This window comes from Kitasatospora sp. NPDC054795 (assembly GCF_053611565.1).
In genome coordinates this window covers 69693-81174 of sequence record NZ_JBSHAP010000028.1, presented here as the reverse complement: position 1 = coordinate 81174, position 11482 = coordinate 69693, and the positions used below count along the sequence as shown (strand labels likewise).

The 11482-nt window shown below is 74.8% G+C and carries 11 protein-coding genes and 2 pseudogenes; 2 read left to right on the top strand and 11 right to left on the bottom strand.

Annotated elements, in window-relative coordinates; translation table 11 throughout:
• Positions 1–322 (bottom strand): muconolactone Delta-isomerase family protein (locus ACWGJO_RS13330; protein WP_452183527.1); only part of this gene is annotated, 322 nt, incomplete at its 3' end.
• Positions 323–464: 142 nt separating this feature from the next.
• Between ACWGJO_RS13330 and rfbD the strand changes: the two genes are divergently transcribed.
• On the top strand, positions 465–1394 hold the full coding sequence (gene rfbD / locus ACWGJO_RS13325) for a dTDP-4-dehydrorhamnose reductase (RefSeq protein WP_452183526.1): 930 nt from the start codon (positions 465–467) through the stop codon (positions 1392–1394).
• 29 nt (positions 1395–1423) lie between these two features.
• Here the strand turns inward: rfbD and ACWGJO_RS13320 are convergent, their stop codons facing one another.
• The 7 genes and pseudogenes from ACWGJO_RS13320 to ACWGJO_RS13290 form a co-directional block, all read right to left on the bottom strand.
• Entirely contained in the window at positions 1424–2734 is a 1311-nt protein-coding gene (locus ACWGJO_RS13320; protein WP_452183525.1) for an activator-dependent family glycosyltransferase, read from the bottom strand.
• 83 nt (positions 2735–2817) lie between these two features.
• Positions 2818–3255, bottom strand: coding sequence for a MarR family winged helix-turn-helix transcriptional regulator (locus tag ACWGJO_RS13315; RefSeq protein WP_452183524.1), 438 nt, complete (start codon positions 3253–3255; stop codon positions 2818–2820).
• A 53-nt stretch (positions 3256–3308) separates the two neighbouring features.
• Positions 3309–4625: pseudogene (locus ACWGJO_RS13310) on the bottom strand (activator-dependent family glycosyltransferase).
• Positions 4626–4690: 65 nt separating this feature from the next.
• Complete coding sequence (locus ACWGJO_RS13305; protein ID WP_452183523.1) at positions 4691–5491, bottom strand: SDR family NAD(P)-dependent oxidoreductase; 801 nt, start codon at positions 5489–5491, stop codon at positions 4691–4693.
• Between the two features lie 117 nt (positions 5492–5608).
• On the bottom strand, positions 5609–6832 hold the full coding sequence (locus ACWGJO_RS13300; protein WP_452183522.1) for a nucleotide disphospho-sugar-binding domain-containing protein: 1224 nt from the start codon (positions 6830–6832) through the stop codon (positions 5609–5611).
• Positions 6833–6848: 16 nt separating this feature from the next.
• Positions 6849–8033: a hypothetical protein gene (locus ACWGJO_RS13295; protein WP_452183521.1), complete on the bottom strand. Its 1185-nt coding sequence runs from the start codon at positions 8031–8033 to the stop codon at positions 6849–6851.
• Positions 8034–8130: 97 nt separating this feature from the next.
• Positions 8131–8949 (bottom strand): NAD(P)H-binding protein, encoded by an 819-nt coding sequence (locus ACWGJO_RS13290; protein ID WP_452183520.1) that lies wholly within the window; start codon positions 8947–8949, stop codon positions 8131–8133.
• Between the two features lie 155 nt (positions 8950–9104).
• On the opposite strand from ACWGJO_RS13290, the gene ACWGJO_RS13285 reads away from it, so the two are divergent.
• On the top strand, positions 9105–9890 hold the full coding sequence (locus tag ACWGJO_RS13285; protein WP_452183519.1) for an SDR family NAD(P)-dependent oxidoreductase: 786 nt from the start codon (positions 9105–9107) through the stop codon (positions 9888–9890).
• A gap of 11 nt (positions 9891–9901) precedes the next feature.
• On the opposite strand, the gene ACWGJO_RS13280 is transcribed toward ACWGJO_RS13285, so the two are convergent.
• From ACWGJO_RS13280 to ACWGJO_RS13270, 3 genes and pseudogenes are all read right to left on the bottom strand, one after another.
• Positions 9902–10147, bottom strand: a complete 246-nt coding sequence (locus tag ACWGJO_RS13280) for a mycothiol-dependent nitroreductase Rv2466c family protein (protein WP_452183531.1) — start codon at positions 10145–10147, stop codon at positions 9902–9904.
• A 281-nt stretch (positions 10148–10428) separates the two neighbouring features.
• Positions 10429–10614, bottom strand: a pseudogene (locus ACWGJO_RS13275) (mycothiol-dependent nitroreductase Rv2466c family protein); the annotation flags it as partial.
• 81 nt (positions 10615–10695) lie between these two features.
• Entirely contained in the window at positions 10696–11481 is a 786-nt protein-coding gene (locus tag ACWGJO_RS13270; protein ID WP_452183518.1) for an ABC transporter permease, read from the bottom strand.
• Between the last annotated feature and the right edge of the window lies 1 nt (position 11482).

The following is an 11482-nucleotide window of genomic DNA, read 5'->3' as shown; positions in this document are numbered from 1 at the left end:
GCAGCGCGGCGGCCGCGGACTCGAAGGTGGTGGACTCGAAGGCCCTGGGGTCGAAGCCGCCGACCTCCGCCAGCGGGATCACCTCGAAGCGCAGGTGGGGGCTGAGCGGGTTCCCGTACAGCAGGGTGTTGAGCTCCTCGTGCGAGTCGACCCGGTAGATCAGCAGTCCGCCCGAGGCGCCGACCCGGATCCAGTTGTGCCGGATGACGCCCTTGTCCACCAACTCCTTGATGTACGCGAAGCCTTCGGGGAGCCGCCGGCGGAAGTCGTCGGCGGAAATGCCGGTGGGGGACTGGGTCGCCAGGACCGCGAACAGCGCCATCGCTCCTCCAGGATCGGGATCTCGACGTCCGAGTCTGGGCGGCCCCGGTCACCGATCGGTCGACGACCGCTGGAGCGGACGGTCCGGGGGCGACCAGGGCATGTCGCCGGATGCTCGACCGGGCGCGGGCACGCTCGGCCGGGTGAACTCCTCGCACCCTGCCAACCGCCGGCCCAAGACGCCCTTTCCGCCCCCGACGAGATGGCTCGTCACCGGGGCCGGCGGGCTGCTCGGGCACGAGGTGACGGCGGCGCTGGCCGCCGGGGGCGTGACCGCGGTCGCCCTGGACCGGCGGGCCCTGGACGTCACCGACCCCGACGCGCTCGTCGAGGCCTTCGCCCGGCACCGCCCCGACCTGGTGGTCAACTGCGCGGCCTACACGGCGGTGGAGGCCGCCGAGGCGGACGAGGCGCGGGCGCTGCGGGTCAACGGGGACGGGCCGCGGCAGCTGGCCGCACTGTGCGCCCGGCACGGCACCCGGCTGCTGCACCTGTCCACCGACTACGTCTTCCCCGGCGACGCCGACTCCCCGTACCCGGAGGGGCATCCGACCGCCCCGCGCAACGCCTACGGGCGCAGCAAGGCCGCGGGCGAGCGGGCCGTCCTCGCACTGCTGCCGGACCTCAGCGCGGTGGTCCGCACCGCCTGGCTGCACGGGGCGCACGGCCGCAGCTTCGTCGGGGTGATGGCCGAACGGGCCCGGGCCGGCCGGACCGTCGACGTGGTGGCGGACCTGGTGGGGCAGCCGACCTGGGCGGCGGACGTCGCGCGGCTGCTGCTCGCGCTCGGCCGGACCCCGGGCGCGCGGGGCGTTTTCCACGCCACCAACGCCGGCCGGGCCAGCTGGTACGAGCTGGCTCGCGAGGTGTTCCGGCTGGTCGGTGCCGATCCCGGTCTGGTGCGGCCGGTGCCCGCGGCGGCCGTCGCCGGCCCCGCCCCCCGGCCGCGGTACACCGTCCTCGGCCACGACCGCTGGCACGAGGTGGGCATCCCGCCTCCCCGGCCCTGGCGGGAGGCGCTGGCCGAGGCGCTGTCGGCGGCGCCCCGGGAGGAACCGGACCGGCCCCGCTGACGGCGGGGCCGGGTGCCGATGCGGCCGGCTCAGCCGGTCCAGGCGGCCCGCCGGTGCCGGTGGGTCAGCCCTTCGAGGACCGGGACCAGATCGGCGGGCGAGGGCATGGCCCCGATCTCGTCCCGGAGCCGCGCCGCCCCGCGCGCGAACGACGGGTCGTCGAGCACCCGGGTCACCAGCCCGTGCAGCCCCGCCGGGGTCAGCGGGCCGGTGCCGGACCAGCGCACTCCCGCCCCCGACCACTCGATCAGCTCCGCCCGGGGGCGCAGGTCCCACAGGTCGTTGGGGACGACGACCTGTGGGACGCCGTGCACCAGCGCGTTCTGCGCGGTGCCGAAGCCGCCCTGGTGCACGATCGCGGAGCAGGACGGCAGCAGCGCGTCCAGTGGGACGAAGTCCACCGCCCGCACGTTGTCCGGCAACGGGCCGGCCTCGGCCAGCTGCACCGTGTCCAGGGTCGCCACCACCTCCGCGTCCAGCTCGGCCAGTGCCTCCAGCAGCACCGGCACGGAGGTCCGTTCGCCGCCCATCACCTCGCGGAAGGAGATCCCGAGGGTCAGGCAGACCCGGGGCCGGCGCGGTGGTTCGAGCAGCCACGGCGGCAGCACCGCCCGCCCGTTGTACGGGATGTGCCGCACCGGCACCCAGGGCAGGTCGGTGGGCGTGCGCAGCGCGGCCGGCGCGGGGTCGAGGGTCCACTGACCGGTCACCAGGTCCTCGCTGAACCCGCCGCCGTACCGGGCCGCCGTCCAGTCCAGCCACTCGGCGAGCGGGTCCTCGCGCAGCTCCCCGGGCCGGGCGGTCAGCGACTCCCGGTGCCGTTGCCGCATCGTGCCCACCAGGTCCAGGCCGTAGAGCAGGCGCGCGTGCGCGGCGCCGGCGGCCCGGGCGGCGACGGCCCCGCCCATCAGCAGGGTGTCCCAGACGACGAGGTCGGGGCGCCAGCGCCGGGCCAGCGTGACCAGGTCGTCGACGGTCTCCTCGGCCGAGAAGTTCTGGAAGATGGCGGAGGTCATCACGGTGAACAGGCCGTCGAGGAAGTCGGGCGTCAGGTGCTCGGGCCGGTCCTCCGTCATCCGCATGAGCTCCTGGGCGTCGGGCGGGTCCGTCAGGCGCTCGGCCGCCCGCTCCTGCCGGCGCCGCAGCTCCGCCACGGACTCCTCCTGGGCGAGCGGCGGTCCCACCGCGGTCGCGGGCAGGCCGGCCGCGACGATGGTGTCCAGCAGGTCGGGCTGGCTGGCCACGCGCACCTCGTGGCCGGCGGCGCGCAGCGCCCACGCCAAGGGCACCTGGACGTGGAAGTGGGCCTTGGCGGCCACGGTCACAAATAGCACTCGCATGGGGGCGAGCGTAGGGAGGCGGCCTCGACCCCTCCTCGACGCGTTCTCGACCCCCGTTCCCGGCCCCCGTCCGTCGGGGGGCGTCACCGGGCGGGCAGCCACGCCTCGTCGTCGGTGGCGTGCGCCAGCACCCGCTGGAGGAGCTCGCGCAGGGTCTCGACCTCGTCCGGGTCGAGGTCGCCGAGCAGGTCCGCCTCCACCCGTGCGAGCGGGCCGTCGATCCGGGTCAGCATGTAGCGGGCCGTGTCGGTGAGTTCCAGCCGGCGCGAGCGGTCGTCGGCTCCGGGCCGGCGGCGCACGTGGTCGGCCTCGACCAGTTCGTCGACGAGCCGGTGCACCGACTGCCGGGCGATGCCGAGCTGACGGGCCAGGTCCGCCATGGTCAGCCCGGGTTCCTGGGACAGCTGGGTGAGCAGGCCGTACTGGCGGACCGTCAGGTCGTAGTGGTGCAGGCGCTCGTCCACCCGGCGCGTCGCCACCGTGCTGGCCACGGCCAGGAGATAGGGGATGTGGGTCCTCAAGGGCGGTTCACCTCAACCGGGGGAGCCGTGATCGTTTCCCCTCCGACGGTACGTCACGTCCAGCTGCGGCACCGACCGGAGCGGTGCTCGGCGACCAGGCGCTCCAGGACCGGCACCAGCTCCCGGGGGGCCGGCGTGCCGAGCAGCTCGGCCCGCACCCGGGCCGCGGCGCGCGCGAACGAGGGGTCCTCCAGGACGCTGGTCACCATCGCGCGCAGCCGGCCGGGGGTCAGCTTCTCCGGCGGGCAGGTCAGGGCCAGGCCGGCGGCCCGGGCCCGCTCCGCCCGCGGGGTGTTGCACCACATCCGGGCCGGCACCACGACCTGTGGCACCCCGTGGGCCAGCGCGGTGAGGAAGGTGCCGGCGCCCCCGTGGTGGATGACCGCGGAGCAGCTCGGCAGCAGCTCGTTCAGCGGGACGAAGTCCACCGCGCGCACGTTCGGCGGCAGCGGCCCGGTGGAGGCCAGCTGTTCGGAGTCGAGCGTGGCCACCACCTCCACGTCCAGGTCGGCGACGGCCGCGAGGAGGTCGCCGACCGACGCCTGGTCCCCGCCGACCACCTCGCGGAACGAGACGCCTAGCGTGAGGCAGATCCGGCGCCGGCGGGGCGCCTCGTCCAGCCAACCGGGCACCGCCGCCGGGCCGTTGTACGGCACGTAGCAGACCGGGACGCGGGGCGTGCGGAGCGGCAGGGCCAGGGAGGTGGGCACCGGGTCGATCGTCCACTGCCCGACCACCAGCTCCTCGTCGAAGCCGCGGCCCGGACCGGTCATCCCGTACCGCTCCAGGACCTGCCCCAGCCACTCCTCCAGCGGATCGTCCCGCAGCTCGGCCGGCCGCCGGCCGAGCACGGCCAGATAGCGCTCGCGGAGCAGGCCGACCAGGTCGAGGCCGAACATCAGCCGGGCGTGGGCGGCGCCGCAGACCCGGGCGGCGACCGGTCCCGCGAAGGTCATGGTGTCCCAGACCACCAGGTCCGGCCGCCAGTCCCGGGCGAACGCGACCAGGTCGTCGATCATCCGGTCCGGCACCGTGTTGCGGTGCACCAGCGGCGTCCAGGTGGCGAAGACACCGTGCAGGTGGTCGGCGGACAGCCGGGCCGGGCGGATCTCGCCCGGATCGAGGACCCGCAGTCAGGCGTCGTCGCGCAGTTCCTCCGGCAGGCCCGTCTCGTCGGGGTTCATCTTGGCCGCGACGTACAGCGGTTCGCCGACCGGCACCGCGGTGAGGCCGGCCCGCGCGATGGACTCCGCCGCGTCGGGCTGGGTGGCGACGCGCACCTCGTGCCCGGCGGCGCGCAGCGCCCACGCGAGCGGCACCTGGGCGGCCACGTGGGTGGCGGCGGCGAACGGCTGGAACAGGACCCGCATCTGGGCGTTCCCCTCTCGGACGGGCGGGCGCGGTGGTCGGCGGTTCGGCGGTGGTCGGCCCGGGTCTAGGTGAGCGAGAGGCCGCCGTCCACCGGCAGCACCAGGCCGTTGGTGTACCCGGCCTCGGGCCGGGTGAGCTGGACGATCCACCAGGCGATCTCCTCGGGGCGGGCGACCCGGCCGCTCGGTGTCCGGGCGGCGGTCTGCTCTAGGAAGGCCGCGTACTGCGGATCGGCGCCCGGGCCGCCCGGCGCCGGCTCGGGGGCGGTGTCGGTCACCCCGGGCGCGAGGCCCACCACCCGGATTCCGCGCGGGGCCAGTTCGACGGCCCAGGACCGGGTCAGGAAGTCCAGGCCGGCCTTGGTGGCCCCGTACAGGCTGTTCTCCGGCCAGGAGCGCAGGCCGAGCGCGCCGGCCGAGCCGATGTTCACCACCGTGCCGGAGCGTGCGGCCAGCGGCGCGAGCGCGGCCCGGGTGAGCAGCACCGGCGCCAGCAGGTTGGTGTCGAGCTGGCGCCGCGCCTCGGCCCGGTCCAGGGCGTCGAGCGGGCGGTACCCCAGCGCGGCGGCGTTGTTGACGAGGACGTCGATGCCGCCGAGCTCGCGCACGGCGGCGTCGACGATCCGCTCCGGGGCGTCCGGGTCGGTGAGGTCGGCGACCAGGGTGTGGACGCCCGGGTGCCCGTCGGCGGTCTCGGCCAGGGTGGCCGCGGTGCGGCCGACGACAAGCACCCGGTCCCCGTGCGCGGTGAAGGCGCGGGCGGTGGCCCGGCCGATGCCGGTGCCGCCGCCGGTGACGACGATCCCGCGCGGGGCATCGGCCCCGGACCGGCCCGGGTGGTCGGTGTTCTCGGTTCGTGTGGTCATGCCGGACAGGATCGGGAGCGGGCCTCGCATCCGCCTCGACCCTCGCGCAGCGGCGGGGCGTGTCTGACGATTCCAGCCGGGCTCGCGAATCGTCAGACACGCCCCAGGACCCGGTGGTCAGCCGCTGGCCGCGAGCCCCGCCAGGTCGGCGGCGAGCTCGGCCGGGGTCGGGGCCGCCGCCACCTCCTCGCGCAGCCGCCCGGCCGCGGCCCGGTACGAGGGGTCGTCGAGCAGTCGCTCGATGCCCGACCTGATCGTCGCCTCGTCGGCGAGTTCCCCGGAGACGTGCAGCGCGGCCCCGGTGCCGGCCACCCGCTCGCCGGAGATCCGCTGCTCGGCGGCGAAGCTCGCGATGAACTGCGGCACCCCCGCCCACATGGCCGTCAGCGAGCTGCCGCCGCCCCCGTGGTGCACGACCGCCGAGGCGCCCGGCATCAGGGTGGCCAGCGGTAGGCGCTCGGCCACCCGGACCGGGGGCGGCACCGGCCCGAGTTCGGCCAGGTCCCGGGCGGTGGCGGTGACCAGCACCTCCGCGTCCAGGCCGTCGAGGGCGGCGACGATCCGGGGGAGCAGGCAGGAGTCCGGCCCCGAGACGGTGGACAGCGCGGTGGACCAGGTGACGACGACCCGGGGCCGCTCCGGGCGCCGCGCGGTCCACGCGGGCGCGGCCGCGGCGCCGTTGTACGGGACGAAGCGGACCGGCAGCCGTTCGGCCTCGACCGGCACCTTCAGCGACGCCGGGTTCGGGTCCACCACCCGCTCGATCATCGACACGTCGAACGCGCCCAGACCGTACCGGGGGAACGAACCGCTGTGGTCGGTGGGGACGATCCGCATGTGCTCGGGGTCGTGCGGGCTCGCGGGCCCCCACAGGCACAGCGCCGACGGCACCCCGAGCAGCTTCGCCACCAGCAGCCCCTCCAGGCTCCCGGGGTCGTGCAGGACCAGCTGCGGCCGCCAGTCCCGGGCGTGGGCCACAGCCGCGTCGAAGCCGCGGGCGGCCTCGTCGGCGAGCCCCGGAGCGGTCCGGCTCTCGAAGTGCGCGACGTCGAACGCGTCGAGCCGGTTCAGCCGGTCACCCGTCACCGGGTGCGGCGGAAGCCACGGGTACGGCCAGTTCCCGGCCACCGCCTCCGCGTGGTACTGCAGCCGCAGCCGCAACACCTCCGGCATCCCCGACAGGACCGGCACGGGCAGCAGCCCGCACCGGGCGACCGGATCGGTCTGGGACGGGTCGCACAGCACCCGCACCTCGTGGCCGGCCGCCTGGAACGCCCACCCGAGCGGCACCAGCGCCGCGTACTGGGTGGGCCAGGACGACACGGTGAACAGCACCCGCACGGTCGGTTCCCCCGTCTCACTTCGCGCCGAGCGCGGTCCACACGTCGGCGTCCATCCACCGGGGCAGGGTGTCCTCCCCGTTGGTGCCCTTCTCGACGAAGACCATGTTGTGGTACGCGTGCACCCCGACCACGCTGCTCTGGGTGGGGGTGGGGCGGGTGACGGTGGGGTCCCGGTGCTCACGGTGGTGCAGGTCGTCGATCAGTTCCTTGACCAGCCCGAGCGAGGTGTCCGGGCCGGCGACGCCGCCCGGGCTGCCGCCGAAGTCGGAGTAGTAGGCGGTCTGCAGGTCCTCGATGACGTACAGGCCGCCGGGCCGCACGTGCGGGAAGAGGGTTCGGAACGAGGTGCGCACGTGCTCGTTCAGGTGGCTGCCGTCGTCGATGACGATGTCGAACGGGCCGTGCTCCCGGGCGAGTTCGGTCAGGAAGTCGGGGTCGTTCTGGTCGCCGACCAGCGCCGTGAGCCGGGGCTCGGAGAGCGAGGTCTTGTCGTACAGGTCGAGCCCGAAGACGGTGCCGCGGGGGAAGTAGCGCTTCCACATCTTCAGCGAGCCGCCGCCGAGGTCGTCCTCGAACCCGCCGATCCCGATCTCCAACACCCGTACGGGCCAGTCCCGGTAGCGGGCGAAGTGGTGCTCGTAGTGCGCGGTGTACCAGTGGAAGCTGGCCCACTTGTCGGAGCCGTACCGGATGGACAGCTCCCCGAGCTCCGGGGCGCGCCCGGTGCAGCCGGCCATCAGGGTGGCGGTGGCCTGGGCCGCCGCGCGCAGCACGATGTCCATCTCGCCGAGGAGTTCGCGCAGTTGACCGGGGTCCTCGGGGGTGGGCATGAAGGTGTTGTGGAAGTCCCCGGTACGCGGGGAGTCCACCGGCCCGAAGAGCCGGCGGAGCAGCCCCGCGGCGGTGAAGGTGATCCGCGAGCGGACCTTGGCGGACTCCTCGGCGACCAGGCGGACCGGCTCGTCGCGCACCACGCGCAACGCGGCCGAGTGCCGTTCCCCGCCGTGGGTGAGGTCGAGCGCCACGTCGACGGGGGCGGTGTTGGCCGGCTCCGGGCAGCGGAACCGCACCTCGTCGACGAGCACCCGGGCCACATCGGACAGGCCGACGTCCTTCAGCAGGGCGTCGATCTCGTCGTCGGAGCCGGCTCCGGCTCGGATCAGGCGTCGGATCAGGGCGTTCTCTGCGGCATCCACCATGGCGGCGTCCCATCGGTCCACGAAGCGGTCCCGACCACCGTCGACGGAACGCCTGGAGAGCGGCTCGACCGCCGCTGAACGCCGCTGGGCCCCGGCCTCAGAAGTCCGCGCGGTGGTCGGCCACCCACTGCGCGAACGTGCGGGCGGGCCGACCGGTGACCCGCTCGCAGGTCGGCCCCACCGGGACGTCCACCGGGTCCTGGAGCAGCCAGTCCACGGCCTCGGCCGGCATGCCCTGGCCGAGCCACAGTTCACGGGCCGCGGGCACGGTCAGCTCCTCGAAGCCGATGTGCCGGCCGAGGACCTCGCCGAGCACCCGCACCTGCTCGTGCTTGGACAGCGACTCCGGGCCCGCGAAGGCGTACGCCCGTCCGGCGTGCCCCTCCTCCAGCAGGGCGGCCAGCGCCACGTCGGCGATGTCGGCCTCGTGCACCGGGGCGCTGCGGGCCGCCCCGAACGGGGCGCGGACGGTGTTCTCGGCCCGGATGGTGGGGGCCCACCAGGACAGCAGGTTGGTCATGAACTCGCCCGGCCGGACGTGCGTCCACTCCATGCCGGAGGCCTCCACGGCCCGCTCCACCACGCTGTGGTGGTCGCCGCTGTAGTCCCCGGCGGCGTACTCGGCCGCGATCGAGGAGAGCACGACGATCCGCCGCACCCCGGCCTTGGCGGCCCGGGCGGTGAACTCCTCGGCGGTACCGGGGAGCGGGAACAGGAAGGCCCGGTCCACCCCGGCGAGGGCCGCGTCCAGGCTCGACGGATCCGCGAGGTCGCCGCGGACCACCTCCACTCCCTCGGGCAGCGTGGCGCGCTCCGGCGTGCGGGTCATCGCGCGCACCGGCACGTCCGCCGCCAGCAGGCCCGCCACCACGTGCCGGCCCACGTTGCCGGTGGCTCCGGTCACCAGAACGGTCATGGTCTCGTCTCCTTCTGCTTCTTCTCGGGTACTGCGCTTCGTCGTGTTCAGGGGGCTTCGGGCGCGGCTTCCGCCGCGACTTGAGCGCCCGTCGAGCGGCCGTTGCCATCGTCGGGGCGCCTACGTACGTTCCACGTCACGATCCGGGAGGAACCATGAGCGGCACGGATGGACGGGTGGCCGTCGTCACCGGGGCGACCAGCGGGATCGGCCTCGCCGTGGCCCGAGCGCTGGGCGCCGGGGGACTGCGGGTCTTCCTCTGCGCCCGGGACGGTGCGGCGGTCGCCGACACCGTGACACTCCTGCGGGAGGAAGGGGTCGACGCCGACGGGCGGAGCTGCGACGTGCGTTCCACCGAGGAGGTGGACGCCTTCGTGCGCGCCGCCGTCGACCGGTTCGGCCCGATCGACGTTCTGGTCAACAACGCGGGCCGCAACGGCGGTGGGGCCACCGCCCAGTTGACGGACGAGCTGTGGCTGGACGTCGTCGACACCAACCTCACCAGCGTGTTTCGGGTGACGAGGGCCACCCTGACCAGCGGCGGCATGCTGGACCGCGGCCGGGGCCGGATCGTCAACATCGCCTCCACCGGCGGCAAGCAGGGCGTGGTGCTGGGCGCGCCGTACTCGGCCTCGAAGCACGCCGTGGTCGGTTTCACCAAGGCGCTGGGCCTGGAGCTGGCGAAGACCGGCATCACCGTCAACGCGGTCTGCCCCGGCTACGTGGAGACGCCGATGGCCGAGCGGGTCCGGGCGGGCTACGCCGAGGTGTGGGGCACCACGCCCGAGGCGGTGCTCGAACGGTTCGAGGCGAAGATCCCGCTGGGCCGGTACACCACGCCCGAGGAGGTCGCGGGGCTGGTCGGCTACCTGATCACGGACACGGCGGCGCCGATCACCGCCCAGGCCCTCAACGTGTGCGGCGGGCTCGGCAACTACTGAGCGTGGCCCGGTCACGGCAGCTCGTCCCCGCCCCCGTCCCCGGTGCCGACGTCCGGGTCCGGGGGCGCGGGCGTTCCCTTGAGCTCGTGGAAGCCGGGGGTGCCGGCCAGCAGCAGGGTGGCGTCCCACAGTCGGCCCGCCTCCTCTCCGCGGGGCACGCGGGAGAGGACCGGCCCGAAGAAGGCCACCGGAGGACGGCCGGGCCGTGCCGGGTCGGTGACGGCCACCACCGGGGTGCCGGTGCGCGGGCCCAGCAGGCCGAGGGCTTCGGCGTGTGAGGCGCGCAGCGCCGCGTCGTGCGCGGTGGAGGTGCCGGCCCGGGGCCCGGGCCCTCCTGCCCGGGGGTGTGGGCGTGGGGGGCGGTCAGCCCGGCTGGGTGGGGGTGGCTGTGCCCGGCCCCCTCAGGGGCGCCCGCCAGACCGGCGGCGGCCAGCGCCGTGGCCGGGTCGGTGATCCAGCGCCGGCCGCTGCCGGCCCACAGGGCGCGGTGGAAGCGGACCAGGGCGTCCTGGCCGTGGGCCTGCCGGACGGCGGTGGCGATCCGCACCGGCACCAGGAGGTAGCCGTCAAGATCCCCTTCCGGGTCGTCGTCGCGGCCCTCGTTGAGGAGCGCCAGGCTCATCAGGTGCCAGCGCGGCGCCAGCGGGCGGACCCGGGTCGCCTCCCGCAGCCAGCGGGAGGTCAGCCAGGTGTAGGGGCAGGCGGGGTCGAACCAGACGTCCACGGTGCGGGCGCCGGGGCCCGGCGCGCTGCGGTCGGTCACGGTGACTCCTTCAGAAGACGCGATGCTTCGTCAGAACTGGCACTATGCTGAGGCGTTGCGCATGCCGCGGATCCCGGCCGCGACGCCCAGCATCGCGATGGCGCCGGCCGCGAGGAATCCGTACAGCACCACCGATTCTGTCAACTGCCCGTCGAAAAGGGCGCGTTCGGCCTCGACCACGTGGGTCACCGGGTTGATCCGGCTCAGCACGTAGAGCCAGGTCGGCGCGGCCGCCTCGGTGATCGGCAGCAGCACCCCGGAGAGCAGCAGCAGCGGAAAGAAGACCACCTGCTGTACCCCGTAGAACAGGGTCTGCTGGCGGCGGGAGTGGAGCGCCAGGGTGAAGGACAGCGCGCCGATGCCGACGCCGAAGACGCTCAGCAGCACGAGCCCGGCCAGGGCGCCCGGCAGGTGCAGCCGGAAGTCGGTCGGCAGCAGCAGGAGGAGGATCAGCAGGGCTTGGGTGAGCAGGACCACGACCTCCTTCAGTGTCCGGCCGACCAGCATGGCGGCCCGGTTGAGCGGGGTGACGAGCAGCCGCTCGAAGGCGCCCGAGGAGATCTCGTTGAGCAGCGAGGCGCCCGCCCCCGCGGTGGCGGACAGGCCGAGCAGGACGAGCATGCCGGGGACGAACCACTGCCAGGGCGAGCCCGCGCCGGCCGGCCCGCCGCCCGCGCCCGGGCCCGCGCCCGAGCTGGAGAGCAGCGGCGCGAAGAGGGCGAGCAGCAGGAACGGCAGCATCATCGTGAAGAGCAGGCCGACGGGCTGGCGCAGTTCGGGCTTGAGTTCGCGGGCGAACGCGGTGCGGGTGTCGGTGAGCACCTTCATG

Excerpts from the sequence above, each read along its gene's own strand:
- ACWGJO_RS13320 (WP_452183525.1), bottom strand. The coding sequence starts at position 2,734 with ATGCGAGTGCTATTTGTGACCGTGGCCGCCAAGGCCCACTTCCACGTC.
- ACWGJO_RS13305 (WP_452183523.1), bottom strand. The coding sequence starts at position 5,491 with ATGACCACACGAACCGAGAACACCGACCACCCGGGCCGGTCCGGGGCC.
- ACWGJO_RS13295 (WP_452183521.1), bottom strand. The coding sequence starts at position 8,033 with ATGGTGGATGCCGCAGAGAACGCCCTGATCCGACGCCTGATCCGAGCC.
- ACWGJO_RS13290 (WP_452183520.1), bottom strand. The coding sequence starts at position 8,949 with ATGACCGTTCTGGTGACCGGAGCCACCGGCAACGTGGGCCGGCACGTG.
- ACWGJO_RS13285 (WP_452183519.1), top strand. The coding sequence starts at position 9,105 with ATGAGCGGCACGGATGGACGGGTGGCCGTCGTCACCGGGGCGACCAGC.
- ACWGJO_RS13270 (WP_452183518.1), bottom strand. The coding sequence starts at position 11,481 with ATGAAGGTGCTCACCGACACCCGCACCGCGTTCGCCCGCGAACTCAAG.